General features: G+C 60.6%; 29 protein-coding genes and 1 pseudogene. 11 read left to right on the forward strand and 19 right to left on the reverse strand.

All coding sequences use genetic code 11. The features are described 5' to 3' along the window. From ACNR9W_RS18095 to ACNR9W_RS18135, 9 genes are all read left to right on the forward strand, one after another. Complete coding sequence (locus ACNR9W_RS18095) at nucleotides 1-1290, forward strand: hypothetical protein (protein ID WP_419270894.1); 1290 nt, start codon at nucleotides 1-3, stop codon at nucleotides 1288-1290. Continuing rightward, complete coding sequence (locus ACNR9W_RS18100) at nucleotides 1287-1634, forward strand: hypothetical protein (RefSeq protein WP_419270896.1); 348 nt, start codon at nucleotides 1287-1289, stop codon at nucleotides 1632-1634. The genes ACNR9W_RS18095 and ACNR9W_RS18100 overlap by 4 nt, the downstream gene beginning before the upstream one ends. Continuing rightward, nucleotides 1634-2050, forward strand: coding sequence for a hypothetical protein (locus ACNR9W_RS18105; RefSeq protein ID WP_419270898.1), 417 nt, complete (start codon nucleotides 1634-1636; stop codon nucleotides 2048-2050). Before ACNR9W_RS18100 ends, ACNR9W_RS18105 begins: the two co-directional genes overlap by 1 nt. Next, the gene (locus ACNR9W_RS18110; RefSeq protein ID WP_419270900.1) at nucleotides 2050-3117 is read left to right on the forward strand and encodes a TraU family protein; all 1068 of its coding nucleotides are present in this window, start codon (nucleotides 2050-2052) and stop codon (nucleotides 3115-3117) included. The genes ACNR9W_RS18105 and ACNR9W_RS18110 overlap by 1 nt, the downstream gene beginning before the upstream one ends. Before the next feature lie 10 nt (nucleotides 3118-3127). After that, nucleotides 3128-6151 carry a conjugal transfer protein TraN gene (gene traN, locus ACNR9W_RS18115; protein WP_419270901.1) on the forward strand — a complete coding sequence of 1008 codons (3024 nt, stop codon included), beginning with the start codon at nucleotides 3128-3130 and terminating at the stop codon, nucleotides 6149-6151. 47 nt (nucleotides 6152-6198) lie between these two features. Beyond that, nucleotides 6199-6492 (forward strand): hypothetical protein, encoded by a 294-nt coding sequence (locus ACNR9W_RS18120; RefSeq protein ID WP_419270903.1) that lies wholly within the window; start codon nucleotides 6199-6201, stop codon nucleotides 6490-6492. Between the two features lie 11 nt (nucleotides 6493-6503). After that, nucleotides 6504-7055: a DUF2726 domain-containing protein gene (locus ACNR9W_RS18125; protein WP_419270905.1), complete on the forward strand. Its 552-nt coding sequence runs from the start codon at nucleotides 6504-6506 to the stop codon at nucleotides 7053-7055. Continuing rightward, entirely contained in the window at nucleotides 7052-7774 is a 723-nt protein-coding gene (locus ACNR9W_RS18130; RefSeq protein ID WP_419270907.1) for a hypothetical protein, read from the forward strand. Before ACNR9W_RS18125 ends, ACNR9W_RS18130 begins: the two co-directional genes overlap by 4 nt. A 360-nt stretch (nucleotides 7775-8134) precedes the next feature. After that, on the forward strand, nucleotides 8135-9319 hold the full coding sequence (locus ACNR9W_RS18135) for a helix-turn-helix domain-containing protein (RefSeq protein ID WP_419270909.1): 1185 nt from the start codon (nucleotides 8135-8137) through the stop codon (nucleotides 9317-9319). 16 nt (nucleotides 9320-9335) lie between these two features. Here the strand turns inward: ACNR9W_RS18135 and ACNR9W_RS18140 are convergent, their stop codons facing one another. The 18 genes and pseudogenes from ACNR9W_RS18140 to ACNR9W_RS18225 form a co-directional block, all read right to left on the reverse strand. Beyond that, nucleotides 9336-9953 carry an SOS response-associated peptidase gene (locus tag ACNR9W_RS18140; RefSeq protein ID WP_458478870.1) on the reverse strand — a complete coding sequence of 206 codons (618 nt, stop codon included), beginning with the start codon at nucleotides 9951-9953 and terminating at the stop codon, nucleotides 9336-9338. A 23-nt stretch (nucleotides 9954-9976) separates the two neighbouring features. After that, a complete protein-coding gene (locus tag ACNR9W_RS18145) occupies nucleotides 9977-10150 on the reverse strand; it encodes a hypothetical protein (RefSeq protein WP_419270912.1) in 174 nt (57 codons plus the stop codon). Between the two features lie 65 nt (nucleotides 10151-10215). Then, nucleotides 10216-11247: an IS110 family RNA-guided transposase gene (locus tag ACNR9W_RS18150; RefSeq protein ID WP_419270913.1), complete on the reverse strand. Its 1032-nt coding sequence runs from the start codon at nucleotides 11245-11247 to the stop codon at nucleotides 10216-10218. Between the two features lie 452 nt (nucleotides 11248-11699). Continuing rightward, a complete protein-coding gene (locus ACNR9W_RS18155; protein ID WP_419270915.1) occupies nucleotides 11700-12161 on the reverse strand; it encodes a hypothetical protein in 462 nt (153 codons plus the stop codon). Then, nucleotides 12158-12850, reverse strand: coding sequence for a hypothetical protein (locus ACNR9W_RS18160; protein WP_419270917.1), 693 nt, complete (start codon nucleotides 12848-12850; stop codon nucleotides 12158-12160). The genes ACNR9W_RS18155 and ACNR9W_RS18160 overlap by 4 nt, the downstream gene beginning before the upstream one ends. Nucleotides 12851-12912: 62 nt before the next feature. Then, on the reverse strand, nucleotides 12913-13461 hold the full coding sequence (locus tag ACNR9W_RS18165; protein ID WP_419270919.1) for a hypothetical protein: 549 nt from the start codon (nucleotides 13459-13461) through the stop codon (nucleotides 12913-12915). An 878-nt stretch (nucleotides 13462-14339) separates the two neighbouring features. Next, nucleotides 14340-14747 (reverse strand): hypothetical protein, encoded by a 408-nt coding sequence (locus ACNR9W_RS18170; RefSeq protein WP_419270920.1) that lies wholly within the window; start codon nucleotides 14745-14747, stop codon nucleotides 14340-14342. Nucleotides 14748-14996: 249 nt separating this feature from the next. Further along, nucleotides 14997-15548, reverse strand: a complete 552-nt coding sequence (gene ssb, locus ACNR9W_RS18175; RefSeq protein ID WP_419270955.1) for a single-stranded DNA-binding protein — start codon at nucleotides 15546-15548, stop codon at nucleotides 14997-14999. Between the two features lie 337 nt (nucleotides 15549-15885). Further along, a complete protein-coding gene (locus tag ACNR9W_RS18180) occupies nucleotides 15886-17754 on the reverse strand; it encodes a ParB/RepB/Spo0J family partition protein (protein ID WP_419270922.1) in 1869 nt (622 codons plus the stop codon). A gap of 4 nt (nucleotides 17755-17758) precedes the next feature. Continuing rightward, nucleotides 17759-18172 carry a hypothetical protein gene (locus tag ACNR9W_RS18185; RefSeq protein WP_419270923.1) on the reverse strand — a complete coding sequence of 138 codons (414 nt, stop codon included), beginning with the start codon at nucleotides 18170-18172 and terminating at the stop codon, nucleotides 17759-17761. 420 nt (nucleotides 18173-18592) lie between these two features. After that, on the reverse strand, nucleotides 18593-18883 hold the full coding sequence (locus ACNR9W_RS18190) for a hypothetical protein (protein ID WP_419270925.1): 291 nt from the start codon (nucleotides 18881-18883) through the stop codon (nucleotides 18593-18595). Beyond that, entirely contained in the window at nucleotides 18880-19371 is a 492-nt protein-coding gene (locus ACNR9W_RS18195; RefSeq protein ID WP_419270927.1) for a hypothetical protein, read from the reverse strand. Before ACNR9W_RS18195 ends, ACNR9W_RS18190 begins: the two co-directional genes overlap by 4 nt. A gap of 390 nt (nucleotides 19372-19761) precedes the next feature. Then, the gene (locus tag ACNR9W_RS18200) at nucleotides 19762-20307 is read right to left on the reverse strand and encodes a hypothetical protein (protein WP_419270929.1); all 546 of its coding nucleotides are present in this window, start codon (nucleotides 20305-20307) and stop codon (nucleotides 19762-19764) included. A gap of 74 nt (nucleotides 20308-20381) precedes the next feature. Beyond that, nucleotides 20382-20759: pseudogene (locus ACNR9W_RS18205) on the reverse strand (VOC family protein); the annotation flags it as partial. Between the two features lie 676 nt (nucleotides 20760-21435). Next, complete coding sequence (locus tag ACNR9W_RS18210; RefSeq protein ID WP_419270930.1) at nucleotides 21436-21867, reverse strand: hypothetical protein; 432 nt, start codon at nucleotides 21865-21867, stop codon at nucleotides 21436-21438. Nucleotides 21868-21899: 32 nt separating this feature from the next. Continuing rightward, a complete protein-coding gene (locus tag ACNR9W_RS18215; RefSeq protein ID WP_419270932.1) occupies nucleotides 21900-22160 on the reverse strand; it encodes a hypothetical protein in 261 nt (86 codons plus the stop codon). Between the two features lie 78 nt (nucleotides 22161-22238). Further along, a complete protein-coding gene (locus tag ACNR9W_RS18220; RefSeq protein WP_419270934.1) occupies nucleotides 22239-23741 on the reverse strand; it encodes a DUF4942 domain-containing protein in 1503 nt (500 codons plus the stop codon). A gap of 665 nt (nucleotides 23742-24406) precedes the next feature. Further along, on the reverse strand, nucleotides 24407-24763 hold the full coding sequence (locus ACNR9W_RS18225; protein WP_419270936.1) for a hypothetical protein: 357 nt from the start codon (nucleotides 24761-24763) through the stop codon (nucleotides 24407-24409). Between the two features lie 299 nt (nucleotides 24764-25062). On the opposite strand from ACNR9W_RS18225, the gene ACNR9W_RS18230 reads away from it, so the two are divergent. Together ACNR9W_RS18230 and ACNR9W_RS18235 are read left to right on the forward strand one after the other, a co-directional pair. Continuing rightward, nucleotides 25063-25497 carry a hypothetical protein gene (locus ACNR9W_RS18230; protein ID WP_419270937.1) on the forward strand — a complete coding sequence of 145 codons (435 nt, stop codon included), beginning with the start codon at nucleotides 25063-25065 and terminating at the stop codon, nucleotides 25495-25497. A gap of 78 nt (nucleotides 25498-25575) precedes the next feature. After that, nucleotides 25576-25782 (forward strand): hypothetical protein, encoded by a 207-nt coding sequence (locus ACNR9W_RS18235; protein ID WP_419270938.1) that lies wholly within the window; start codon nucleotides 25576-25578, stop codon nucleotides 25780-25782. Between the two features lie 10 nt (nucleotides 25783-25792). On the opposite strand, the gene ACNR9W_RS18240 is transcribed toward ACNR9W_RS18235, so the two are convergent. After that, a complete protein-coding gene (locus ACNR9W_RS18240) occupies nucleotides 25793-26110 on the reverse strand; it encodes a hypothetical protein (protein WP_419270940.1) in 318 nt (105 codons plus the stop codon). Nucleotides 26111-26292 lie beyond the last annotated feature (182 nt).

Genomic DNA, 26292 nt, shown 5'->3' on the forward strand with positions numbered 1-26292 from the left:
TTGGCAACCGCACTCAGCCCGCTCGCTCTGTCGGCGCAACAAATCCGCCTGACGCCCGAAGACCTGGCGCCGACACGCCAACATGACTTCGATCTTAAGGCGCGCGAGTTCACAGCACCTGCCCAACTAGAAGAGTTCCGCAGCCTGGCCGCCGAGATCGGCCAAAAGGCCGCATCCGAGACCGGCAAGACACTCCGCAAAGTAGCGAACGATCTTGGCGTCGACGCGGATGAGGCCGAGACAGCCGAAACGCTAGCGGCGGCTCCCGGCATCGCGCGGCTGCCCGATGGCATCCGTGCCTCGATTTTGGTCAGCGCCAATCTTGGCGAGAGCACGCTTGCCGAGATGCTGGACCGCTACCGGCTCCGGAAAGATGTCCGCTTCGTCTTCCGAGGCATTCCCGAAGGTATGACAGTTCCGCAGTTCGGCCTGTGGCTGAGCAAGCTAACCTCCCTCACGGGCGCTGACCGAATGGCCGCACCGGCGGACATGAACATCATCCTCGATCCCGAGCTGTTCGCGCTTACCGGAGCCCAGCTTGCGCCGACGATCATCCTAGAAGACCTGAACCAGGCGCGCGAGGAAGGGCAGAGCGACGGCATCGACCTTGGCCGCATTATCGCCCGGGCTGAGGGCTTCAGCGATCCCGACTGGCTCCATGAGCAATATCTGAAGGGCAGCACCGATGATCTGACCAATCCGAATGTCGTGGAGATCACCGAAGAGGATCTTCGGGTGCGCGCTGAGCGCGAGGCGCGGCAAGTGGCCGCGCGGCTGACCCGCGATCCGGACGTGCTGAAGAACCGGTTCTGGGACCGGACAGCGCGCGATCTCGACGCCATGCCCGTCACGCCAGCGGCAGCCGATCGCAAACGCCAGCTGCACTTCATGTTCCGGACAGCCGAGGCGATCAAGGATCACGAGGGCAAGGTCCTCGCCCATGCAGGCGAGGTCTTCCAGCCAAAGGACGTGGCCCCCTTCGACCGGCGCATCTTTGTGGTCAATCCAAACCGGCCCGAGGAGTTGGCCTTCGTGGAAGAGGCCCTTCGCGCGCCGCGGCCGCATGTTGCCCGCGCCCTGATCATCGCCACCGAGCTGCCGGGTACGATGCCGGGGCAGGACCCATGGCAGGGGCTTCAGGCGATGGTCACACGCTTCGGAATGCAAGTCTTTTTGCTCAACGACCAGTTCCGCCAGAGCTTCCAGGTCCAGCACACCCCCACCGAGATCTATCCCGAGACCCTTGCGGGTTCAGTCGAAGTCATCAGCCAAGAGGTCGCACTCAAATGACCCGCCCAACCTCGCCTGTCGAGCGCCACCTGCAGCACATGGGCATAGCGCCCCGCCGGCCGTCGGACGGCCTGCACAACCTCTGTCCGCGCTGCCTGAAGGCCAGCGGCCTGCACCTGCCGAAAGCATATGCCGATCTGGGCGAACTTGGGCGCTGCTCGCTTTGCGGCGAGGTTGCCGATTGCCGCGATCATGAGCTGCTGCACCGCTTCGCCACCGCAAAGATCGACCCGCACACTGTCTACCTGAGATACCCGCGCCTGCGCCGGCCTCTGAACGGGCCGAACATCACCATCGCGGTAATTGACGCAATGATCCAAGCGCATTGGGAGCGGGGGCGGTGATGGCGAAGAGCAGCGCAGACGGTGACCGGAGTGAGCGGGTGTTCAACGAGCTATGCCGTTTCCTGGGCCCTCTGGCCGCGTTCGGACGCAGCTATCACGAGGTGCCCTGCACCGGGCTGCGCCCCCGCTTCAACTTCTGCCAGACGTGTCTGGCCGCGAAAGGGCCGAAGGCTCCGCCGGAAGATTGGTTCCAGCTCGGCCAGTGCAGTTCCTGTGGCGATACCCTGCTCGTTTGCGATCATTGGCTGGCCGATCTCGCCATCAGCCTTGGCCTTTGTCCCACCGATGGCAATGGCATCCCCCGGCTCCGGCAGGCCTTCGTCCACACGCCCCTGCTCCCTCATGGCCAGCTGCTCGCACTTCTGTCCCATGACATCCGCCGCGCTGCCGGCACCAGAACACTGGAGGATGACTGATGCTCGACTTTCTGAAACGAATGGCGGTCACTTCAGGAGCGGCTTTGGCAGTCAGTGCAACGGGGGCGATGGCCCTCGGTCAATGCCCGGCTAGCAACATCATCGGCTCGGGGATCGTCAGTAATGTATGCTGGTCCTGCATCTTTCCGCTGCGGATCTCAGGGATAACCATTTTTCGAAGCTCGCAGCAGGCAAACGGACAGGATGCCAATGGCTTTGCAATGTCCTCTCGGCCGCGCGTGCCATCAGGTGCAGCCGACAGGGCGGTCTGCGTCTGTGAGACCGGTGCGCTGCCAACCATTGGGGTTCCTGTCGGCATGTGGCTTCCTAGTGAGCTTTACGAGACCACTATGACCCCCGGCTGCTCGTCGGTCCTGGGCGGCATGCAGATCGGCATTGCCGACGACCTCTACCTGGGCACCTCGGGCGATCCCACCTCGGACCTCGAACAGCAGAGCTTCAACCACGTTCATACCTACAGCTTCCCGATCGTCCTGATGATGGAGCTGTTCACCAAGTGCGCCACCTCCTACTCGGACATCGACATCCTCTACATGTCCGAGATCGACCCGATGTGGAACGATCCTATCGTTGCCATGTACGGCAACCCCATGTCCGTCTTTGGATCTAGCATCGTGGCTCAAGCCGCCTGTGCCGCAGACTCGGTTTCTGCGAGCTTCGGCAACCCGATCGACAGACTGTTCTGGTGCGGCGGCAGCTGGACCACCACCATGGCCCCCTATACCGGCTTCGAGCATGCCCAGGGGCCAGTGCAGTTCTCCTCCTCGACCTCGCAGAAAATCCTCGCCATGAACGCGGCGCGCGGCATTGAGCGCAGCACTGTCGGCAATGACGCGCTCTGCCAGGCTCAATACAAGCCGATGCTCCAACGCTCGCATTATCGCTGGCAGGCGGCCTGGCCGAGGGCCGAGGGACGGCGCAATCACGCATCTGGCGAAAGCATCCTGCGGTGGGGAGCCGGCAGAACCGTGCCGGGCGTAGCGGAAATGCCCATCTACCTGCGCTGGAACTGGACCGACTGCTGCGCCACGGTCTTTGGGGGCTGAACCTATGATGATGAGCCGCATCTCGATTGTGATGAAGACGGTCTGCATTGGCGCCACCATGCACCTGTCGGTGCTGGACGCTGCCTTGGCACAGACTTCTCAGGCTATGCAGGACGCTGCGTCCAGAGCCAACACCGACACTTTCAAGCTCGACCCGAGGGACCTGTATGCCCGCGAAGGCCAGAACATCACGATCAGGGACGGCTCTCCCGATGGGGACGTCACGTTTAATTCGCGGGATATGACCTACGGAGTGGCAGGTCAGAGCGCGACGGCAGGCACGTTGCCCTCGATCACCACCTACGAAGACCTCTACTCCTACCGGGACACCGAGTTGGGCAGGCTGGAGGCGGGGAGCGGCAAGTACGGTTCGACCGGCGAGGTAAATGCCGAGGCCAACGCCATGAGCGTTTTGCGCAGCAGCGAGGGTCTGCCTTCGGTCTCGGGCCAAGACTTCCTGTTCCGCTCGCGCGAGGTTCTGGGCGAGGGCTCCACCGAAACTGTCGAGTTCGGCGAGTGCATCATCAGGCAGGAAACCGGTCAGGTCGATTACAGCTACGACAACTCGGTCATCAACACCTGCGACAGCTTCGCATTGAGCGTTGCACCCATGACGGCTGAGCGGACCTACAACGGGCCGAGGCCGCTCTTCAACTACCTGACAATAGGCGGGCAGGGCTACTGCGGCTTCTCCGGGGTGCGGGTGAGAACAGATGCGCCGGAGACATGCGCAAAGCTCTCGGTGCTAAGAGAGATCCCGACAGCTGATCGGGGCGAGCTGTCGGTTCGCGCCTGCGCGAGCTTGGCGAGGTGCTTGGAGTTAGTGCTCGATCAGGCAGGGGAACAGACCGGCGCGATTATGAGGTTCCGGGCGCGGCCTGGGATTGTTTTGAGCAATGCGCGCCTGACGGCCACCGGCCTCAACACGAATGGCTATGTGACTCACGACGGCACAAGGATCATGACCGGCAACGGAATGATGAACCTTCCCGCCATCACTGCTAGCCCGTCGAACGCCCACGAGATTGGTGTCTCGGGAGGATCAGCTCGTCAGCAGGTGCGTGAACCCTCCAGCGGCTACATCTACCGCTACCGCCAAGGCATTGGAGGCGTGTCCGGCGACAAGATCGTTGAAACAGGCTTTCGCGGCGGAAGGTCAAAGGCTGTCTACTGGGATGGTCATTTCCTGGGACGGACAGAGACCTCTGAATTCGTCCAGGCAGGCTGCACATATCGTTTGGGGGAATATGTTGACACGATCTTCTACACCGAGAGCGGCAGCGAACAAAACACCACATGGACTGAGCGAGCATACAGTGCCTACCGGCTTTGCGACCGGGTTGTGCAAACTGACGGTCGGGCGGTGGTTCGACTGAACTTTGATTCTACGGCCTTGTTCACCCCGTGGGGTTACAACGCGACACGCTATAGGGAGATGTTGGCGCTCACGGGGGATGCCGCCTGCACGCTGCAATACACTGTCGAGGAAACTGTCAGGGATGCCAATGGCTGCGTGAACGCCTGGACTGGCAGCGGTGGCCAGCCCGGCAAGCTCTGTGGGGCCGACATTCCCGTATCGCCCTTCGGTATGCTGTCGGACCGGGCAGCCACGAAGATCACCATCACGCCGTCTTGCTTCAATGATCGGGCAGGCGAAAGCTTCGTCTCGACGAACAGCTGCGCTCCTCTGCAGGGCGACAGCGCCTGTACCTTCATCGGGCGCAGCTGCTCCGTCACGCTGGCGGGTGGCCAATGCGCCGTCTACGAGAACCGCTACCAATGTGGTGAGGTTGAACACTACTCCAGCCCCGTCGTGGAAGAGCTGAACATCTGCGAGTCCAATGTCAGCTGCCTGGGCGACGACTGCATCCTGAATACAGGAACAAGCGGCGCTGTTGATCTGGCTGACACGGCAGCCAAGCTCGCCGCGGCCGACATGCTCATGAGCGACATGCAATGCGCTGAGGATCTCGGCACCGCAGTTGACCGGGATGCTGCCATGCTGAGCTGCCAGCTTTTCACCGGCGAGCCGGAAACCTGCTCTCGCCGCACCCTTGGCCTCTCGAACTGCTGCACCACACCCTCGGGCGTCAGCGTGGCCGATTATCTGCAGCTGGCCTTCTCCGTCTCCCGCCTCTCCCGAGCCTTGGAAGGCACCAGCATGGCGAACCCGGTCACGTCATCTTGGGTGTCGATGGAAGACATGACCCGCAACAGCTTCTCGCAGCTGACCCGGCCTCTGACCGAGACCTGGGAGTCGATTATCGGCAACAGCGAGGCGGCGAAGAGCGTCGGCAATGCACTCTCCATGGAAGCGGTAAAGCAGGAGATGATGAAGAAGGCCGCGAGCTGGACCGCGGAGGTCTTCGGCGAGCAAGCGGCGAACTCGATCTTTCAGGCTGGCGGAAGCCCGGCATTTGTCGGTGGACAGCTTCAGCCAGGCAGCATTGGCCTGACACAGGCCGCCGCGACAGTGATGAGCGCCGTGATGACCGCCTATACGATCTACACGCTGATCAACGTTCTCTCGGCCGTCCTCTTCGCCTGCTCGGAGGGTGAACAGGAGTTGATGGTGAAGCGTGCCCTCAAATCGACTCACGAGATCGGGGAGTACTGTTCAAGGAGCATCTTCGGGCACTGCGTCTCACGGCGGACAGCCTTCTGCACGTTCAACTCGCCGCTCTCGCGCATCATGAACGAACAGGCGCGCGAGCAACTCGGCATCAGCTGGGGGTCACCTAGAACGCCAAACTGTCAGGGGATAACCGTCGCGCAGTTCCAGTCTCTCGACATGGATCAGGTCGATCTCTCCGAATGGACCGGGATGATGATGTCGAGCGGAATGATCGACTTCGATGCTGTGACCGACATCGAGAGGCTGACCGGCACCGAGTCCACCTACGGCAAGGCGCTGGAAGACCTGTACACGCGGCAGGACGCCATCACCCGCAATACGAACCGCTACGAGACCATCAACAGCGACCAATTGCGGGAAGATGCGGTGGCGGACTTCGGCAGGGGGGCCGTGCAATGAGCCCAATGAAAATCCTGAAGGTTTGCCAGCAACAGGAGGCATGAGACATGTCCGCAGCCACCCGTAAAAAAAACGCGCCAGGCGTCCGGTCCGGGGTTACGGTGCAGATGCCCGAGGCGCAGCTGCCCTCCTATGCCGCGCAGATCCCGCTGCACGGAAAGTCGTCCAGAGCATCGGGTGCGGCCAAACAGACACGCTTGGCACCCTTTCTGGTTGTGTTGCTTGCCCTCGTGCTCGCATACGTCCTCTTTACGATCGGAACGATGGTTCCACAGGCACGGGCGCACTTCCTGCACCTCGTTTTGAACCCGGCACCGGCTCATTTCCTCAAGGCCGACTGAAAGGCGTCCGCATGTCCAACAGCACCCTGATCATCTTTGCGATCATCGTCATTGGCGGCCTGCTCCTGTTCCTGCGCAGATCGAAGGCGGCGCAGCAGCAGCGGGACGTGAAGACAGCAGGCTTCACCGCCCGGCCCCTGATGAACAAGAGCGAACTCCAACTCTTCCGCATCATCAATCTGTGGCTCGGGGAGCATGCCCGTGGCTACCACGTCTCACCACAAGCCACCTATGGCGCGTTCCTCGGATGCAAGGACTATGCAAAGTGGCGGCTGATGAGCGCCAAGCGGGCAGACTTCGTGGTCTTCGATCCGCAGGGCCATGTCAGGTTGATCATCGAGTTCGACGGCGCTGGTCACTACGGCAGGAACCGCAAGGATGCCGATGGCGTCCGCAACCGCGATACGCAAAAGAACCTTGCCGCCGGCGCGGCTGGCATTCCGCTGGTCCGGATCTCCAGCCTGAAGGATCGCGGCGCAATCACTGGGGCGCTGGAGCAGGTTCTGGCGCCCGCGTCCCTTACCGTTCAACCAGAGCAGACAATGGAGGCTGCAGCTTCATGACCATCAGATCGCTATCCCTCGCCCTGGGCACTGCGTTGGCCCTTGCCGGCTGCGTGTCATCGACCGAAGAACAGGTCACCTCCCAGCCTTCTACCGCCGAGACAAGGACGCTCGCTGATGTCGGCATCGATGTGGGCACGGCTGAAGACACGGTAAGCCGCGTGGGAACGAACAACGTCGTCAACGCGGGTCTGGCGGCTGGCATGGGCCAGTCCTTCGGCGGGGCAGGGCTTGCCGCTGGCGCCCTCGGGTGGCTGACAAGCCCCGGCGCTGGCCTCGCAGGAGATCCGAACCTGATCCTAACCTTGCCCGCTGGTGCGACCACGGCAAGCTACGAACGCAAATATTCGGAAGCCTTGTACAGCTTGTACGGCCAGGATCTGGAGGCCCAAGGCTACAGCCGCGTGGTTGTGCAGAAGGCACCCCACTTCGCCACATTTATCAAGCCAGGTTGCAAGCTCACGCGGCATGGCTACTACGCGACCAACTGCTCCATCAGTTTCATTGCCTCCATTACGAAGCCGACGGGTGGCGGGAGTGGCAACGCCTACGTGCTGAAGCTTTCGTCCACCGGTAACTGGATTACCAATTACGAAGCGCTCGCGAAGCGTATGGCTGACCGGCATCCGGAGCTGTCGCTCTACCTGCCGCCGCGCCGTGAGGCTGGTACGATGGCGGGGCCGCGTCTCTACAAGAATGGCAGAATCACCAGCCTGTGATCAGCAGGATCGGCGGGTGTGGGCGTGAAAATACAAGCCCACACTCCCCAAAAACCGGAATGTGCCAGTTATTGTCGCAGAGTTCCGGAAAAATTCTTGCCGTTTAACCGGCGGTGAGAGTAAAGCTCTACATAGTGTGCGGATTCTCGGCACGCTCTACAAGAAGAAAGGAGCGATACCCCTAAAAAGAGCAACCCCCCGCTGAAAGATCAACGAGGGGAGTGCGCTAAAGCCTGAATTCTTGGTCGTCTTCAGCTTTAGCGTATTTCCCGACAGTCTGGCAAGAAAAAAACGCAGTTCTGCGAACGCATAAGTTATGGCTGTTGATGGCTTTCCGTGGGCCCAACCACGAGCAGGAACATGAGGGCAATGACGAAAGAGAGGGTGCGCGCAGCATCCCTCGCAGACAGCTATAAGGGACTTCCCCACGGTATCACGCACCTGGAGCTGTGGGATCAGATCAACGACGCAAGAGCCTCCCTGAGGCTGAACAGCGATCAGATCACGCTGTTGGGCTATTACATCAAGCGCACCAGGGCGCTGGACTGGACACCCGGTCACGAGCCGATCCTCGCATGGCCTAAGTTCGAGATTTGCTATGACCTCGACTGGAGCGAGGACAAGCTTTCCAGGATCGAGGCATCGCTCTGCAGGATAGGCCTCATCGCCTTCCGGGATTCGGCCAACTGCAAGCGCCGGGTCCGTCGCGAAAGCAATGGCGCGATCTCCGGCTGTGCCGCCGGCATTTCGCTTGCACCCCTAGGCGCACGGGCCGAGGAAATTTTCGCGCTGGCCCACCAGCACCGCGAGAACAAGACCAAGCTGCGCAGGGTCTACAGCGAACTGTTCGAGGCGCGCTCGATGATGCGGGACATTCAAACCCATCCCGACCTTTGCCGATCGGCCTGTGAGGCCATCTCAGAGCTGCTGGACACCCTGCCGCGCAGAAAGGACGCCGCGGCCGAACTGTCGACACTGACAGGCCTCCTGACGCGCGCCAAGGCCATGATCAGCCATTTGAGCGCCATGATCGGACTGCCCGCGGCGGCCAAGGCCGAGACGATCAAAGCTGTCACGGCTGAGGCAGCGCCCATCGCCACATCTGGTCCCGCAACACTGCGCCCCCTGCACCGCAGAATTGCGGAGCATAAAGATCCTCATTCCAATAAACCTGAAGAAGATCGAAAATTAGTTGATTTGCTGGCGGCTGCGCCGGTGACGTTTCGCTCAACGCTCGAGGTCACGCAGGAACGTGCAGCGGGTTTACCTTGGGAAATGGTCTTGTCCGAGACGATCGACACCTACGGCCGGGACCTGGCGCTTTCCTCTGGCTACCTTGGGCGGCTGAAGAGCCAGTTCGGCATCACGGGAACGCTCTCGGCGCTCTTCGGGCTGGGGAAGATGGCTGAGAAGGGGGCGGAGATCAGGAACCCGGCTGGCTACGCCATGTCCCTTGCACGGCGTGTGGAGGCAGGACCAACTGCTCGATCATCGGCTATGGGTCCGCGAAGGACTTGGTTCAGCGATGGCCAGGCGGTGGCGTGACTGCCGACCTTATCCCCTACTGGCTGTCCTCGACCAGCTGCAAGGCACCGTCGCGCAGCGGCCGCTGCAGTTCGGTTGCAGGCAAGCCATCCATCCAAGCAGCCCATTCGTCTGGCTCGGTGAGGATCACCGGCATGGCCTTGGGATGAACCGGTTTGACTTCCGCATTCGGTGCAGTGGTCAGGAAGGCATAGAGATCATCCACAGTCTCGCCGTCCTTGATTTTTCTGACAGATTTCCACCCGCGGCACTCGATGCCGGCAAAGAACATTGGCCGGTCTTCGGCACTGGCGAACCACTGATTGCCTTTCCCTTTTCCACGAGGCTCGGCGAAGGAAGTGAGCGGCACCAGACAGCGGTGGCCCTTGCTCAGCCATCGGCGCCAGTGCGGCGAAGCCAGATTGCGCACGTTGGTTACGCCGGGATCGCGCTCGGTCTTCAGGAACGCCGGCGGCGACGGCATGCCCCAACGCGCCTTCACCAGTTCAAGTCCCTCGTCCCCGTGCCGGATCACCGGCGCCAGCTGATCGGGGAAGATCCGGCCGCCTTCGAGGTTGCCCACGCGATCCCCGAGGCCCGCGAAGAGCTGCCTCATCGCGTCCTGGGGCATGGTTGCCGAATAAAGGTTGCAGATGTGGACGGCCCCTCCTTGTAGGATCAAAGCAGACTTCTAACCAAATCGCTTGCTATCAGATGTCCGGCCTGTTTGCGCGAGATGAACTCGCTGGCCCAGATGGTGTACGCTACGCCCGCTCCAAGCACATTGGCGGCATCACTGATGCCAGTGTAACCTTCGGAATCACGTTCGTATCGACCGATTGGTTGTTCCATCTCCTGCGTCCTGCAAGTCTGATGAGGCTATTCGCCGGCCATTATCCGTCGAAGCCTGATCTCGATTATGCCGCCATTCTTTCGGGTGGTCGACTGTAAATTCCGCCGGACACCATCAGGCGCCAGGCAATACGCGCGAACTTGTTGGCCAGTGCCACGGCGACCAGCTTTGGCGGCTTGCGTTCAAGTAGCGCCGCGACCCAGGCCGTAGGTTTGTGCCGACCAGCCCTGATGTGTCTGGGCAATGCTGTGGCTCCCACGACCAGAACAGAGCGAAGCGCCGCATCACCAGCCTTCGTGATGCCGCCATACCGCATTCGCCCGCCCGTCGAGTGATGCCTCGGCGTCAGCCCGATCCAGGCGGCAAAGTCGCGTCCGGATCTGAAGCTCTCTGCGGGCGGGGTTTTCATGCTGAGCATTGCTGCCCCGATTGGTCCGATGCCGGGGATCGTTGCGATGCGCCGGCTGACCTCATTCTGGCGATGCCATTTCATGAGCCTGGCTTCGATCTCTTCCAGGCGCGCCTCTACCGCTGAGTATTCTTTCGCCTGAAAGCGGAAGAGATCGCGCGCCAGCTCAGGCAACGTATCATCGCTGAGCACTTGGCGGATCAGGGCATTGACGTTCTGCCGCCCGGCAGCGCCCACAATGCCGAACTCCGCGGCATAGCTACGAAAGGCATTGGAAAGCTGCGACTTGACGCTGACCAGACGCTCCCGAACTGTCATCAACATACAGGCTGCTTGTTGTTCCTTTGATTTCATGGGCACGAAACGCATGCTCGGACGGGTCACCGCCTCGCACAGAGCCTCGGCATCCGCGGCATCATTTTTCCCGCGCTTCACATATGGCTTCACATACTGGGGAGGTATCAGCTTCACGTCGTGACCGAACGACGTGAGCAACCGGGCCCAGTGGTGCGAACTGCCGCAGGACTCGATTGCGACAAGTGCAGGCGGAAGCTTCTCAAAGTAACGGATCATCTCCGATCGACGAAACTGCCGCCGAACAACGACCTCTTCATCAGCGGCAACCCCATGCAACTGAAAAACGGATTTCGCCGTATCCATGCCGATACGGACAGGTGTGATCTTCATCGCGCTCTCCTCTCATCTGGCTGTTGAAGGCAAAATCGTAACACAGGTGGGATGAGGAGCCGTCCACACCAGCACATTGCTATATCTCGATTGCGCTTTGGTTGTGCCTGGCAGCATTGCCCGGAACGTTCCAGGAGCGCTACTCTTCACAACAACAGCTATGGAATGCGATGGAGGGGGTATGAGATCCGCTGACGGTCTCACAACCGACTGGTTCGAGTTGGTTAGCGCTGGCGCCACCGGCGATCTGCCGGTGAAACGCGTGTGGATGGATCCGGGCGAACTGTCCGCCCGGGAAGGGTCCATCATCTGCGACGAAGAGGGGGATTGGCGGATTGAGCATGTGGGCCGCGCGATCGGCGACGGCGCGGCCGGGGTCCGGCATCCGGTTTATCTCAGGGCCATCTGCAGCCAAGTGGATGTGGCGCCGTGCCTGGACTTCCGCGGAGAACCTATCCTTGATCCCGCAGATAGTCCTCAGGCTGATCGTAGGTGCTGAGGCCGAGACCGAAGCAGTAGGCCGTGAAGAAGCCTGACCAGAAGACCTCGCGTGAGCCATTGAGCATCCGCCGGCCGATCGTTGGGTCGATGCCGTTGATGAGCCAGCCAGCTGCGCGGTTCTTTTCGTTGTTCAGGTAGGCGGCGGCGTCTATCAGCAGCCGCAGGTGGCGGGGATCCGGAGGCATGTCTGCCGGACCGCGATACCGGCGCAGCTCGACCATGACCTGCTCTACCTGGTCGTCGCCCACAGACGCGAGATGGCTTGACGGATCGAACTCCTTCCATCCGCCCGCGGCCTCGATCGCCAATGCTGCGCGGATGCCCGTGTCGATCTCTGTCTCTCTGAACTTCATGAACCTCTGTTCCTGTTGGGTGGTAGATAACTGTGCGGGCTGCAGGATGGTCGCAGTCATCTGCTGACCCTCCGCATGCCTTCGGTAACTGTAACTGTGGTATGGTCCTCGTCGACATGAACCACGACGGGTTGTCCCCCCCCATCTCTCACAACGGTCAGGCGGACGCCAACATCCCCGGCCTCATAGTGTAGGCTGTAACCCTGAGCATGCTGGAGCCGGATCGTGCGCCCGAGGCTGACGAGTTCAAGATCGTCACGGAGCAGGACGCTCAAGCGCTCGGGACCGGGCAGGCGGCCCCACAGGGCTTGCAGGATGGGGGAGCGGGGCCCGACCCACTCCATCTTCCCGAGGTCTACATAGCCATGGCTCTTGCACCTCGGGCATTCCTGTGTGGTCCCGATTACCGAGGCCTGGACCTGCCACACGTGGGAGCAGGCTTCGCAGGCCAGCTTGAGCTTCAGGACATTCGGCATGCCGTGACGGTCATGTGGGAGGGTCCTGAAATCTGGAATGACATCTAACCTGTCCCTGAAGCTGATCATCCCGGCAAGGGTGTCAACCAACTGGTCGACGCGGACCAGCTGCTGGCTGTTGTCGACCTCCTCGGCCGGCGCCAGGACATACTCGGCATCCTCGAAGGTGCCGAAGGCCCCGTCTGCGTGTCTGAAGAGGAGCTGGGTCAGGTTGCCGTTATCGTCTCGCTGCACCTTCATGCAGACGCAGAAGTCGTTCGTCTCGGTTGTCATCTTGAAGGTCCTTGCGGGCCATTCCTTGCCGCCGGTCTCGCTGGCGGCAAGGAATGGGGCATTCAGAGGGTGAAGCTGCTGCCGTCGGGGTCCTTGACCTCGACCCGCGCGAAGATCGACAGGAACGGAACTCCACGAATGGTGCGTCTGTCCCAGAGCCTGACAGCCCTGATCACGTTGCGAAGGCAACTTGCTTCAAAGGTTTCCACATGGGTCCAATCGCCCTCGGTCCGAATGATCGTGTAAACCTGACACTCGGGATCGAGCCGCGCGGCCATCTGCGGGATTGCGACATGGTGGAGGTACCACTCGGCTTCCTCGGCTGCCTGTGCGGCAGCTTGCGCCAGTTCGCGGTCTGACAAGTGGTTGTTGCTGTCCGCGATCTCGTGCCAGCTGACATCCAGCCAGTCAGTGCCGAAGGCGCTGCAAATGGCCAGGCGAAGGTCGCTGTCTTTCGCGGCCCGGCGCATGATGGCTGTCAGAACCATGTCGCGGTCGTCGCCGGACAGGTAGGTGCATCTCGCCGCCGCGACATCTGACGCGACAATCAGTCGGCTGGCGTGAAAGACACGGGATCGGAAGGCGCGCTTGCGCTCCTGGATCGTGGGCATTGCTGTCTCCTGTGACATTGGCAGCGGCCACTCGCTGCACGTCAAGAAATAGCACAAAGACAAGCTTTTTCAACGAATTGATCTAATATACTCTCATTGGGATTAGGTCAGAATAGAAAAAGCCTCCCCCGAGATTCCAGGAGAGGCTTTGACTGGTCGTTCTGCATTCGCGCCGGTTGGATGCCGGCCAAAGCTCTGGCGGTTCGTTTGGGCCACTCACCAGTAAGGCCACCCATGAGTATTCAATGCCACGCGCCTACCGGCCCGATAAGCTAATCCTAGCCCGTGTCTCTGCCCGGTCAACGACAACATCTCGCTGAACAATCCCGAGATAAGGCAAAGCCCGGAGAGACTTCACACAGTAGCGTCCGGGCAGACGAGACCGCAGGGTTGTTCAATGGCTGAGGGCTCAGCGCCACACGAGAGTGGGCGCTGGAACGACCATGATGTGATCCGGCTTGCTGCACGTCTTGCCATCACGAATGGTGCCTTCCGAGACAGGAACACCGTCAGCGGTCATGCAGACTTTCGTCAGATCGTGTCCGTTCTTAGCAGCTGCACTGGTGCTGGCAGTGCTGGGGCTATCAGTTGCGGTGCAGCCCGCTGTCAAAGCCACAAGAGCGGCAGCAAGAGTTGAAATCTTAATGCGCAATGTCCTCGTCCAATAGAAGTGCAGGAGCTTTGCCGTGGTAAAGGCGCAAGTTCAACCGGCGGTTTACCGGCCCGGGGGAAACTTCTGGAAGCGTTCACGCGAAGGCGTCGAAGTCATGCTGCTGAATGTGCGCAACGTCGCGGTCAGCCAGCCGGTCCTGGGCTTGCAGTTCATCGCGGATCTCCTGCCAGGTCTCGGGCAGATCGCCGGTTGCCTCGGCTGTCTTCTAGATCTGCCGGTAGTGTTTCAGCAGATGTGCGTGGGCCAGCTGGTCACTGGCGAACACCGCAACGTCGGTTGGTACGTTGTCCTCGCAGACAACAATGCTGGTCACGTTCATGGTCGCTCCTTTCGGTTCAGATTGGTTAAGCCGGTGGCTGGTATCGAGCGTCTGCCACCACTCCCGTGCGTGTCGGGCGGCAACGGGAAGATCAGCGCGTGGAAAGACAACGCAATAGCCATCGCTCTCTTGGGCGTTCTCGAAGGACAGGTCAGGATCGCCGTCGAGTGCCTGCCAGACATCTGCCTCCGCAATCATTAGGTCGCCCACGAAGGCTGTGTTCGCGCGGGGATGCCTCTCCCCAAGAAGAAGCCCCGTGCCCTCGACCACGTTGACTTTCGCTTCGTTGTGCATGCTTCGCTCTCCTGGTGGCTCGGGTGATGGGCGGGCCTGTTTCTGGCCCGCTGACGTTTCTGGTTATGCCGAAGGGGGGGAGTCGCTCTGCTGCCAGCAGGGCGACAGCGGGTGATCGCGCGTCAGGGGAACCGGATCGCGCATCCCCTGACGCTTCCGCCGAAGCTCCTCCCGCAGTCTCACGCCGATCAGGTAGCAGGCGATCTGGCGGCGCGTCATGAACTTGACCATCGCTCTCGCGCTCCGCCGTCAGAGCAGGACGCAGGGCGCGAAGGGGATCTCGTCGTCATAATCCGACCGGCCCCCATAGCCGCCAGCTTGGCTGCCGCCGCGCCCGCCATGCTCGCCTGCGCTTCCGGCATCACTCCTGTTGCCGTTGCTCCTGCCGCCACCATAGTCGCCGCTGCCGTTACTCTGGCCGCGCCCGCCATTGCCACCATTGCTGTCACTCCGGGGATCGAGCATCTGGAGGGTGCCTCGGAAGGGGCGCAGCACAATCTCGGTGCTGTAGCGATCCTGGCCGGACTGGTCCTGCCATTTGCGGGTTTCGAGCTGTCCCTCGATGTAGACCTTGCTGCCTTTTTTCAGGAAATCCTCGCAGACTTTCACCAGCCCCTCGGCCTGGATGGCAACCGTGTGCCATTCGGTCTTTTCGCGGCGTTCGCCGGAATTGCGGTCCTTCCATGTGTCCGAGGTGGCAATGCGCAGGTTGGCTACCTTGCCCCCGTTCTGGAAGCTTCGCAGTTCGGGGTCCTGTCCCAAATTACCAATCAGAATGACCTTGTTGACGCTACCCGCCATATCCTTTTCCTTCCGGTGCTGTGCCGGATGCAGCCGCAGGGCCGCTTCGAGACGTTGGTGGAGCGGGGCGGCTCCTGTGCCTTCTGGCGCTGGACGCGCCTTTCCCCATGCGCTCAAACTACCACGGCCAAGTTGCAAAACAATGTGAAAAGCCATTTGAAACAAGGGAATAGCTATCCGATCATCAAGCGGATCAGAGGCTTGTCGCAGTGACGTTCCGCCCGATGGGGCGGAGCGCCAAGAATGTCGTTGCCGAAGCGGGTGGGGTGTCGGGTGAAGACATGCAAAAAGGGCGGCGCTGACGCCGCCCCTCTGACGGGCGCCCTCTGGTCTGGGATCAGAGGCAGTCGGGAACCCACGCGGCAATGCGCTTCCGGCCTTCCTCGTCCAGCCCCCAGATCGCCTGCACCTTTTCGTCTGCGAACAGATCTTCCAGCCCCTCGGCCTTCCCCGACTTCTTCTGGTTGCAGAAGGTTTGCACCCGCTTGTCGTCGCGCCCAAGGCCGGTCAGTTCCATCAGCAGTTCGTCCAGGTGGTCGGACTTCATGCGCCCGAAAAAGTCTGTCTTGGTGGGGGTCCAGACAGCCCGCAGATCGGCTCCGGACAGATCGGCCACCTTGCCGAACAACTCGTTGCTGCGGTGGGGCATGAGCCGCGCGAGGCCGACAGCCAGCACCTGATCACGATGTTTCTTGCCCTTGGCGCGGAATGCCTCGAAGGCTTCGACCCGTTCCGCTTCTGCCAGCCAGCGGCTCGACTTTTCCGCGCCTTCAAGGATCGGATCTGGGGTCAGACCGTCTGCCTTTTCCGGCACGATCTTGGCTTGCGTCGGAGCAATGTCGAAGATGCTGCCATAGCCCTCGGTCGAAAGCTGGAAGGCCAGCAGATCGAGTTGAAGATCAAGATCGCGCGCCAGTGCGCCTTGCACCGCATGCAGCTGCAAGGTGTGAAGGTCGGCCAGCAGAGAGTTGCTGTAGCGGGCGGCAGGCGCATCGGCCATGTCCGCTTGACGCGTGACGGTGCTGGCCGCGTGGCCCGTCAGAACACCCGTCTCAACCGCTACCTTCTGATCCTCCTTCCTGATCCACGGCCCGCTGGCCGACAGGACGCCGTTGCTGACAAAGATGAACAGACCCGCAATCTGGCGCTGCGCGTCGGAATAGTCGCCGTTCAGCTTCCCTTGGAGGCTGTCAAACTCGGCTTGCCCTGCCTCGTCCAGCGCCTCGCTCTCTGCTAGTTGAGCCAATTCGTCGTAGCGTTCGGCTTCTTCTTCGGACAGATCGCCCTCGACCTTGTAGACCCGCTGCATCTTCTCGGTCAGTTGGTAGCTTGCATAGGAACTCTCCAGAACCTCGAACCACTTCCAGCCTTGCGCATACGCTTGCGCTTCGGCCTGCACCTTTTCGGTATAGAGGTGGTTCAGCACGTCCTCGTCATGCAGCGCCACGTCCTCGCTGAACAGGTCGCGGGTCAGGGTGCCACCTGCCGCCTCATAGGCGTCCAGCCCGACAAACTTTACGCGGCTGTCGGTGGCTTTGATCGCATCGGGCAGGAGCATCGAGCGCAGGTAATGGGGAGTGGTATCACGACCGCGCACATGATCCAGAACCTCAAGGGCAAGGGTCTTGTCCTTTGCCAAGGTGAAGACCGCAGCGGTGTTGAGAGAAATCTGACGCGCCTTGAGAGCGTCCAGAACCTCAGAAGGAAGATCGGCCAGCGCCATGCGGCGATAGACGTGCTGCTCGGTGACGCCAAAGGTACGGGCAACCTCGCCCACGGTCGCGCCGGTATCGCGCAGCTGCGCAAAGGCACGGATTTCATCGGCAGGATCGAGGGCTTCCCGGGCCACGTTCTCCACGCTGGCCCATGCGATTGCCACGTCTCTGCTGGTGGTGACGCGCACAGGGATTTCGACCAGTTCGGGGTGGCGCGTCCCGGCTTCGGGATCGCGTTCCAGCGCCAGCTTGATCGCCCGCAAGCGCCGACCGCCGCCGACGATGCCGACGCGCCCGTCATTGTCCAGATGCCCCGCAAGCGATTGGATCAGGCCAACGCTGGCAATGCTCTGGGCCAGCATGTCGATGCCTTCGCTGTTCACGTCCTGACGGGGGTTGAGGGGCGAGACATAGAGCATGTCGAGGGCGAAGTGGCTGACGGCTGCGGCGGTCAGATCGAGGTCCTGGAAGTCTTTCATCTTGCTCTCCATCGGGTCAGATAATGCCAGCAGCTTCGAGAAAGCCGGTGCGCAGTGCGTCAATCGGGTGGTGGTCGGCCAAATTGGCATAGGCTTCGGGGTCGTCGGGAACATTGCCGTCCCGTTCGATTGCCTCCCACATCAGTTCCGCCAGCCGACTGCCGAATGCTTCCGCCTCCTTGGCACTCGTCCGCTCAAAGGCGTCGTGATATGAGAGACCATTGATCCGCGCGCGCTGCGTGAGCCGAAAAAGGGTCTGTCCCGCTTCGTTCGGGCAGATGATCCCCGCCGTGCGGCACAACTCAGTTCCGTCATTGGACTGGCCCAGAATGTACCAGACCGCGTTCGGGGCATCGCTGCCTGTCAGCACGTCGCCCGCATAGGGCGAGATTTGCAGGACCGACAGGTTGTCGGGCAGTTCGAGTAACATGGGCGCTCCTGTGCTTTTTGTGGCCCTCATGGCCTTTCCCATGTCTCGAAATTAGCGGTTTCGCAGCCTCTGGAAAAGCTAAAAACCGTTACTTATCAAGATATTGAGATCTGAACATTTCCGAGCTTCGACCCCGGAGCGCGAGGATTCTTCACAAGATGGCAGGTTTCTTCGCCAGCCCGCTCAGCGCTCGGAGCGCTGCCGGTGCAGCGTCGAGCGACGGATGCTGGCCCTCCATCGTAGCCGCCCCAACCTGCCGGAAACAAAGAGAGGGCGCGGTTTCCCGCACCCCCTTCTCATGGCCGTTTCTTGGTGCTCGACAATTAGGCAGCGCAATATCAGGCGAAACATCCTGCCGTTCCTGCCTTAGCCACCGAATTGTCCACAAGATATGTGGATACTTTGCCCCTCGCGCGTCGATCAGTGTGCCCACTGCCTCCGGCCATACTTGCGGCCGCAAATTGTGATCCTGTTCTGGTCGTCGAGAGGAGCCCGCTTCTGGACCATCTCGCCCAAGGCGTTCAGGGCGTAGACGCAACAGTCGGTGTCGCCGAAGGCATAGATTTGGAAGCACCACACGCCCGCGCCTCCTTCGCGGCTCTGGAAGTAGCCGTGGAAGTTCCGGCATTGCCAATTCCCGCGCCACCAGACGGCGCCGTGCCGCGCCATGTCCTCGGGGGGCGTCTCGAAGAGATGCTTCTGGGCGCTCACTGGAATGCCCCTACGATCCGGCAAAGTCGATTGATCTCGCTCTGGCTGAGCGGGTCGAACGCGCCTGCATCAGTAGCGATGATCGTCTCCTGCAGGTATCCGGCGGGGCTCATTCGCTGCCACAAGCGGAGTGCCGCGAGCATGATGGCACGGGTGCGTGCATCGAAGGCCAGCATTGCCAGATCGGGATGGCCCGACAGGTCGAAAGGCTCCGACAGGTGAAGGAAGTCTTCGCCGCTCTCACTGAGGACCTGGTATGCGTCCTGCCAGTCGGCCGGCATCTTGCCCTTATCAGCTGTCCAGCGATCAGCGCACCACTTTTGCAGCCAGGCGTCACGGGCCACCCTGGAGAAGAACCGCTCGAAGCTGATCCCTTCCTTCGTGTCCTGCATGACGATCCAAAGATGCAACCTGGGACGGGTCAGCGACGCGCTGGCCACAGCGCTGGTCTGGGCGGGATCGTCAACGGTCTGGGCATCATGGTGCATGGCAAGCTCCTCTGCTTTGCGCGCCCCTGTGGGCGCTTTCCATGACCTGAGGCTACACACGGCGGTCGCAACCGGAAGAGCGAAAAGCTAGTGGAAACAGTATATTGCTTCCTGACATTCAACGAGATGCGACACTGTGGCGACTTGGGGAAGCTGCTGCTCACCGCCGTGACTGCCGAGTGATTAGAAGCTCCACGGCGGCCTAAGTCGTTTAGGCGGCGATAGCTCGATCGAGCGCGATACAAGAGATCGCAGGAAGGAACTCGACAGTCAGCGTGCGCTTGAAGGTCGCCGCGAAGAGTCCGTTACAGACCCTCGCTAGGTCATGCGATTGCGTTAAGGCAGGGGATCGCAGAAGCAGTCTTACGGGCTAAGCATCCGAACGTGATGCTACTTGCTTTCCATGACGTATAGGCAGCCAAGCCGAACATCCGTTCCCTGATACTTGAGGTCTCTGCCCGTTCTTTCGATCGGTTCATCTCCTTGACTGTCAAAGATGACGAGGCACTCCGGCATCACTTCGTTAACCACCGTATAATGTATGACGTCTCGCTCCTCTTCTGGATCAAATGCCTCCGCACCCGGATCCACAAGAGAAACGATGACGGGTCCAGCTCCATCTTGGAGTAATTGCTCCAGCTTTCCGAAAAGATCATCAGAGGCATTATAATCTGCGTCTGGAAAGAAAGAACAATCTCGCCAGCTTAGCGCCTCTAAAAGCTCGAGATAGTCTTTTTCTCCGATCCCGAAGCATATCGCCTGTGCAAGGTCCCAGTCTCTGGTAGATTGCATGAACATCAAAGCTAAGCGGAAGGGGATCGCTGCTTGGTCTAGGCTGCCTATCTCTTCGCGAATATACATCGCGTTTATTGCTGCATAAGTCCCGCACATAAAGTCGAGGTTTCCCTGCTGGAGCGGAAACTGTTTTTGGTCCACAGGGCATCTCCTCATGAAAGCTATGGGGACGAATATGGCAGTGGTTGTGACTAAACAAGCAAGTCGCAGCATTTGGGGCTGCGCACCATGTGCCCGTCGCGCGGCGGGCGGTTGATGGTGACGCTCGCGTCCATCAGCGTCTGGCACATCTCGTAGATGTTGCCGACGCGATAGGCCAGGTGGCCGAAATGGCGGCTGTCCGAAGGCAAGCCCTCGTCGCCGCCCCAGTTCCAGGTCAGTTCCACCGGGCATTCCGGCTGGCCTTTCGCCGTCCCAGTTCCAAAGCAGTTCATCAGGCATTGGGCTGGCCCGGCGGCGCCATGAAGACCAGGCTGAAGCGGCCCTTTCGTTGTCGATGCGGCGCGTCTCCTCCAGCCCCAGCAGGCAAGAGAATTCCATCGTACGGTCCAGGTCCTTCACGCGGCCATCGTGTGCAGATAGCGGATGTTCATGGACATATCCCGTCTTTGCGGGTGCAGACTGTCACGGCCGTGCCCAACGGAAACAGGCTGCGGGGCGCGGGTTTCAGGGGTGCATATGCCGGTTGTCCGGTGGCGGATGTTGACTTAGGACAAGGGTACCGCACCCCCAGAAAGGACCCTGCGCCATGCCCCTCACGCCCGACCAACACCCCGAGAACGGAAAGGAACTGCGTTGACTGAAGACCAGATGATGCTGCTGTTGACAGCGGTACATTTGCTCGTTGCCTTCCTCGCTTTAGTGAAGGGCAACTAGCCTGGTCGAGAACTGGACGACCCCGCAGTGCTACGAACACCACGGGGCCAAACCCGAACAGGGCTGTCTTGGTAAGACGTGTCCAGTATAATCGACCCATGAAAAAATGGAAGTCCCGGTCAACAGGCTGGGGCTTCTACTGATACGTGCGGATTTTCGACGCCTAGGCTGTTCATGCCAGCAGGGCAGTAAATGCAGATAGTCTACGAAGTGCGCTGACATGCACGTCAATCTCCCTGCTGCGCCGATTGGTGCAACTCAGCCCGAGGGCCTGGCGGTGGGGACTGCGCAGACGGCCGCCGCCGTCAAGTCATGCCTCCGTGTCCAGTAAGAAGCTTCGCCGAAGCGGGACCAATTGAACCTTCGGCGCATAAGGAGAGGCGTGGCCTCGCTCTACTCGCCATCAAAGTCCGAGATCCGGTGCCCGTGCGGGTTTCGCGCCACTAAGTCGAAAGGCAAGGCATCGAGGGTGAAGCGTCCGACGGCATAACCGTGAAGAAAGTCCAGAAGGAATACCGGATCCGCGGGATATGGGGCACAGTTCCAGGCGTGGCGCAGGACGGCCGCCTCGTTCGCTGAAAAGGCTGACAGCCGCCGTCGTGCCTCGATCCACTTGCTAGCTCTGTAGGCGCGGCTCCGGACCTCTGACGCGGCCCAAGCAAGTGCACGAGCCTCCATCACATCGTTTTCGGCCGGCTGCTCGGCCGCGATCTGCTCAGCGAAGAGAGGCAGGGCGTTCCGCTCGCGTTGCTGCTTGCGGCGCAGTGCCGCCCTTTTGCGCGCAGTATCGGTGAACTCGTGTCGGGCTTGTCGCTTGAAGCGCATGGCGTCCTCCGTTCGCTGCCAGGGGCGGGCCGTCAGATTTCGAAGGTGGCGAGCTTGTAGCCGCGGCGCGGCTCCATGCTGCTCGACTTGAACGGGGCGCCGTTCTTGCGGGCGGTGTTGAATTCCACCCGGTCGCGGAAAGCGTTGGCTTTTCCGAACTGGACGCTCACGCAATGGCGCAGATCGCCGAAGGCCCATCGGTGCAGCTTTGCGAACCGGTCATCGGGATGCATGTCTGCCAGCTCGCCCATGATGTCCTCGGTCAGATTGCGGATGATAAAGGTTGCCTTCATGGCTTGATCCTCATGTGCATAGGGGAGGGGGGACCCGCGCTTCGGCGGGCCCAATCAGGCGATTTTTCGGGAGACCGCTCAGCTGCGCTTCTTGAGCTTCAGGATTGTCGTGTTGATCATCGTGCCGCTCGTCTCGAACGATCCGGCAGGCAGGTCGCGCCAGCTGAAGCTGGCGCATTCCCGCTCAAGCCAGCGGTGAAAGCGGGCATGTTTGGGGCTTTCGCCAAGTTCGGCCGTGACGGGCAGGATCGCGACAAGGACGCCGCCCGGCTTCAGATGGTCGAGTGCCTGGGTGACACGGGCCATGAAGTGTGTTCCGGCGAAGGGCGGATTGCACACGACCGCATCATAGACCGGCAGAGCGGGGCGGCTCAGGAAGTTGTCGACCGTGACAGTGCAAAAGTCTCCTTCATGGTGACGCAACTGCGCGGCCCGGCTCGGGTGGATCTCGATGGCGTCAACGCTCACGTCGCTTTCGCTCAGCCGGTATTCCTCATACCGGTTCTCTCCCCGCTTCGCGATCTCCCTGCGGATGGCGCGAATGAGCGCGCCGGTGCCGGCGGAGGGCTCGAGAATTTTCATGCCGCGCCAAAGGTAGATCTGATCGACCAGACGATCCGCCGCGTCGTCAGGTGTGGGGTAGTAAGCAAGATCCTTCGATGGAAGATTTGCGTGACGTTCGCGGAAGGTACCGCAATCCATATCGGCCGGCGCCGCATCAGGAACGACCTCGCCGTAATATTCCGCCAGAGCCAGATTAACGCGCTCGGCAGGGACCTTCTTCAGGTGAACGTGAGCGTTGCCGTTGAGGTAAACCTTCACCTTTACATAGTCACATTCGAACTCAATTCGCTTCGGGCCGTAGGTTCTGCCTTGCAGGCTGTCGAGTTGCTGGACCAGGTAACCAGGCCGATCCGGCAAGCCCAGAACCTTGCGCAAGCACCGGTCGACGTCGTTCAGGAGAGTCGCGCCCCCGCAATGGCGGTCGAAACCGCCGGAGTAGCCTGTGATCCTTTCGATGATGATGCGTGATCCCACCTTGAAGGCGTCGTGCGACTTGAAGCGCCTGTCGAGGTTGGAGAAGACATTTGCCATCCCGCGCAAGAACATCGTGCGCCGGTTGCTGAACAGCGTCTCGAATGTCGCCTTCAGGTTCTCCGGGCTGACCTCCGGCACTTCCGATGCAAGCTGGCTGTGAAACTCCTGGAGGGCCTGGTGATCCATCCACTGTTCAACGCCCGCTTCCTTGATGAGCGCTTGCCAGATGTCGGTGTCTGCGGCCTTGCGGAAGGCCTCGACCGCCTTGCTTGCGTCAAAGCTGTCGTTGAACAAGTTGCTGTAGTGAGGGTTCTCCCGGTGCGAGTAGCGGTAGGTGTAGCCTTCCGACCGGGTGACAAGCTGAACGCTGGCAACTGCCTTCATCACCCGCTGATAGGCGGCGGCAAGCTCACCTGCGGCCTCTTCGACCAGCGCCAGCGCGTCGTTGCGCTGCGCCATGATGTAGTCGCTGCGGTTGGCGATCGAGGGCAGGGTGTCGCCCGCCTCGGGGATGTTGAAATCGCCATGCTTGGAAAGGGTCATTCTCGGCTCCTGTGCCCGGTGTTGCGCCCTGTGGCGCTTAGCAAGGTCAAGCTACCGCGCCCGCCGAGATCAGGAAAGATATAAACCTCTGTTTATATTCGGAAAAACATTCTGATAGTCAGCAGGATGATCGACTATCTCCGTGAGTGTCAGCGCCTTTTGCTCGCCGCTCATAAAAAGACACCTGGTCGGATCGCCGCTTTGTGCGGTGACATCAGAGGAGGTCCGGCCCGGCCTGAAGAGCGGGCGGGCATGCCCGCTCTCGACCCCTTTTGCACCACGATGCCGCCAGCGCGGCTCAGCAGGCTCTCTTGGCTGGGTCTGCCTAAGGTGAAGCGTTAGTCAGCTTCCTCCCATCTGTCGGCTGCCGATAGGATCGCATCTTTGCGTGACATGCGGTCCCTCCTAGCTGTTCGTGGCGGACCGCGCCCGGGCACCCGCCACCCAGTGGCGCGCGGCCTCGTCGGCTGACGATCCTCGCCCTTCGACACCGAAGCCAAAGACAATCTGACTGGCAGCATTTCCGCTGCGGCCGAAACCGCAGTTCGCGTGGCTCATCCGGGCCCAGATCGCAGCCCATGGATCAGCGCAATCGACTGCTGCCAACGCCGCAGAAAGTCCCTCGCAGGGTTGCGGGTCGAAGAGGTCGCGCATTCCCCGTCCCCTCATGTCCTGGCCGCCTTTGCCTGCGCGCGCACGGTCCGGGCTGTCCAGTCCCTGATCAGGGCCGACCAGGTGATCCGGCGGGCAAGGGGCAGGCATGCGGCAATCTCCGCCGGCGCAGTGAGGTTCATGAGGTGCTGCATGATCCGTACTTCTATCACGCGCTTCGCGTGGCTCTGCTCGCTGCCATAGAGGGAAGACATGCCGCGGATCAGCGGATGCGGGGAAGGTTCGAGGGAGAGTGCAACCTGCAGGGCTGCGGATGCTGTTCTCGCCTCCTGTACCTGATTTGCCCAAGAATTAAGCCGGCTTACATGCTGCTTTTTCTGCTGGTCGATAAAGAACGCTCCGCCGTCCATAGCGTATTCCTTTGTTCTGCTTGTTTCAGAGTGCTTTCAGCCTAGAACAAGGGGCGGGGCGTTCAACAGAATTAACATGCTGATAATCAATGAGAAAAACAACACATCAGGCAAGATCAGTGACCTTTTTTCTAGCCAGTGGCGAGATACAGAAGTCGTAAAAGAAGAAAAAACCGGATGATGATTCAACCGCAAGACGAATAAAAATAAATGCCTGAAACCTCTACAAGGTCAGGTTGCGCCATTAGCTGATCACGGGCATTTCAGAAGAAGTGATCGGTTGCCCAGGAGAAGTCTGAATGTCTTTTGTTGAGATCAAGCATCGACCGGAGCTTGTCTTTTCCAAGATATGCGATGGGCACTGCGTCTATGCGAATGTCGCCGCGACGGCCTGTCGCCTGTCGAGCAGCCAGGAGACTGCCGGCATGACGGCAGTTGCGGATCGCCTCTTCAACATGCTGGACCAGCTTTACGCAGGCACGATCGCCCCTGAAGGTATCATCAGGACAATTGGCGAGCTGTTTCCTGAGGAGAGCGCAAATGAACATGCGATCCGTGGCATGTTCCGCTATGCTCTGGATGTCGACATGTTGGCAGAAGGCAGGCTGGCCGAACTGAGCGAAGATCGGCGGCGACAGTTTGTCCAGATGACCTGTGATCTGGCGCAGCAGGGCCTTTATCCCGCGAGCATCTGGACCGATCACTTCCTGGCGTCCCAGGTTGCTGCTGAGTAGCGCTCAAGAGATGAGATTCGTTATCTTGGATTTTGGCACGGCGACTTGCAAAGATGGTCGGGAGAAGGAGAAATCGCCATGATCAAAACCCGACTGAGAAGCTTCCTCCTGAGAACAGCCGCATCGGCCAATCAAACTCTCGGCCAGATGATCTTTACGGTTGCCGGCCTGACGCTTCTTTTTGCGAGCATCAACAGTTTCACCCTGCTGTTTCTGGTCACTCTCGCAACCGCTGTCGGCCTTGCCTGGACCTATCGCGACGATCTGAGGTCCACGGGCGAGTAAGCCTTCCGGTTCAGATCACGTCGGCCGGTTTCCACTGCCCTGCAAGGATCACGACAGGGCCGTAAAGCCTGTTGCCCCCGAACTCCGGCCACGCGCCGCGCCAGCGCTCGGTGGCCTGCAGGTTCACAGCCTGGTCGCCGCGCTCATTGGCGTTGCAGTAGGCCACGCACGGCTGAATGCCCTTGGCGGTGACATAGCAATCAAAGAGCGGCACGAGCTGGATATGCCCGCCCACGGCCTTCTGAAGCATCTTCAGGTCAGGACGGCGCTCGATCTGCTGGACCTGCATTCTTCCATCCACCGGGATGATGATCAGATGACCGGGCATGGCTCTCGCTCCTGCATTTCCCTCATTCTGGCAGAGCCAAGCTTTGCGGCCTGCTTCAGTCGAGGCTAGAAAAATCATGGCACTCGGCAAGGCTGAAAAGCCCGCGGATATTTCCGGGGCAGGGGGTTTTTCATCTGAGAACCCGTGGGGTCGCCTCATGCGGGTCATGAGGCAAAGCGCGA

Origin of the sequence: Paracoccus sp. T5 (assembly GCF_048538155.2) — a bacterium.
GTDB lineage: Bacteria > Pseudomonadota > Alphaproteobacteria > Rhodobacterales > Rhodobacteraceae > Paracoccus.

Excerpts from the sequence above, each read along its gene's own strand:
- ACNR9W_RS18100 (WP_419270896.1), top strand. The coding sequence starts at position 1,287 with ATGACCCGCCCAACCTCGCCTGTCGAGCGCCACCTGCAGCACATGGGC.
- ACNR9W_RS18105 (WP_419270898.1), top strand. The coding sequence starts at position 1,634 with ATGGCGAAGAGCAGCGCAGACGGTGACCGGAGTGAGCGGGTGTTCAAC.
- ACNR9W_RS18110 (WP_419270900.1), top strand. The coding sequence starts at position 2,050 with ATGCTCGACTTTCTGAAACGAATGGCGGTCACTTCAGGAGCGGCTTTG.
- traN (WP_419270901.1), top strand. The coding sequence starts at position 3,128 with ATGAGCCGCATCTCGATTGTGATGAAGACGGTCTGCATTGGCGCCACC.
- ACNR9W_RS18120 (WP_419270903.1), top strand. The coding sequence starts at position 6,199 with ATGTCCGCAGCCACCCGTAAAAAAAACGCGCCAGGCGTCCGGTCCGGG.
- ACNR9W_RS18125 (WP_419270905.1), top strand. The coding sequence starts at position 6,504 with ATGTCCAACAGCACCCTGATCATCTTTGCGATCATCGTCATTGGCGGC.
- ACNR9W_RS18130 (WP_419270907.1), top strand. The coding sequence starts at position 7,052 with ATGACCATCAGATCGCTATCCCTCGCCCTGGGCACTGCGTTGGCCCTT.
- ACNR9W_RS18135 (WP_419270909.1), top strand. The coding sequence starts at position 8,135 with ATGAGGGCAATGACGAAAGAGAGGGTGCGCGCAGCATCCCTCGCAGAC.
- ACNR9W_RS18145 (WP_419270912.1), bottom strand. The coding sequence starts at position 10,150 with ATGGAACAACCAATCGGTCGATACGAACGTGATTCCGAAGGTTACACT.
- ACNR9W_RS18150 (WP_419270913.1), bottom strand. The coding sequence starts at position 11,247 with ATGAAGATCACACCTGTCCGTATCGGCATGGATACGGCGAAATCCGTT.
- ACNR9W_RS18155 (WP_419270915.1), bottom strand. The coding sequence starts at position 12,161 with ATGACTGCGACCATCCTGCAGCCCGCACAGTTATCTACCACCCAACAG.
- ACNR9W_RS18160 (WP_419270917.1), bottom strand. The coding sequence starts at position 12,850 with ATGACAACCGAGACGAACGACTTCTGCGTCTGCATGAAGGTGCAGCGA.
- ACNR9W_RS18165 (WP_419270919.1), bottom strand. The coding sequence starts at position 13,461 with ATGCCCACGATCCAGGAGCGCAAGCGCGCCTTCCGATCCCGTGTCTTT.
- ACNR9W_RS18170 (WP_419270920.1), bottom strand. The coding sequence starts at position 14,747 with ATGCACAACGAAGCGAAAGTCAACGTGGTCGAGGGCACGGGGCTTCTT.
- ssb (WP_419270955.1), bottom strand. The coding sequence starts at position 15,548 with ATGGCGGGTAGCGTCAACAAGGTCATTCTGATTGGTAATTTGGGACAG.
- ACNR9W_RS18180 (WP_419270922.1), bottom strand. The coding sequence starts at position 17,754 with ATGGAGAGCAAGATGAAAGACTTCCAGGACCTCGATCTGACCGCCGCA.
- ACNR9W_RS18185 (WP_419270923.1), bottom strand. The coding sequence starts at position 18,172 with ATGTTACTCGAACTGCCCGACAACCTGTCGGTCCTGCAAATCTCGCCC.
- ACNR9W_RS18195 (WP_419270927.1), bottom strand. The coding sequence starts at position 19,371 with ATGCACCATGATGCCCAGACCGTTGACGATCCCGCCCAGACCAGCGCT.
- ACNR9W_RS18210 (WP_419270930.1), bottom strand. The coding sequence starts at position 21,867 with ATGCGCTTCAAGCGACAAGCCCGACACGAGTTCACCGATACTGCGCGC.
- ACNR9W_RS18215 (WP_419270932.1), bottom strand. The coding sequence starts at position 22,160 with ATGAAGGCAACCTTTATCATCCGCAATCTGACCGAGGACATCATGGGC.
- ACNR9W_RS18220 (WP_419270934.1), bottom strand. The coding sequence starts at position 23,741 with ATGACCCTTTCCAAGCATGGCGATTTCAACATCCCCGAGGCGGGCGAC.
- ACNR9W_RS18225 (WP_419270936.1), bottom strand. The coding sequence starts at position 24,763 with ATGGACGGCGGAGCGTTCTTTATCGACCAGCAGAAAAAGCAGCATGTA.
- ACNR9W_RS18230 (WP_419270937.1), top strand. The coding sequence starts at position 25,063 with ATGTCTTTTGTTGAGATCAAGCATCGACCGGAGCTTGTCTTTTCCAAG.
- ACNR9W_RS18235 (WP_419270938.1), top strand. The coding sequence starts at position 25,576 with ATGATCAAAACCCGACTGAGAAGCTTCCTCCTGAGAACAGCCGCATCG.
- ACNR9W_RS18240 (WP_419270940.1), bottom strand. The coding sequence starts at position 26,110 with ATGCCCGGTCATCTGATCATCATCCCGGTGGATGGAAGAATGCAGGTC.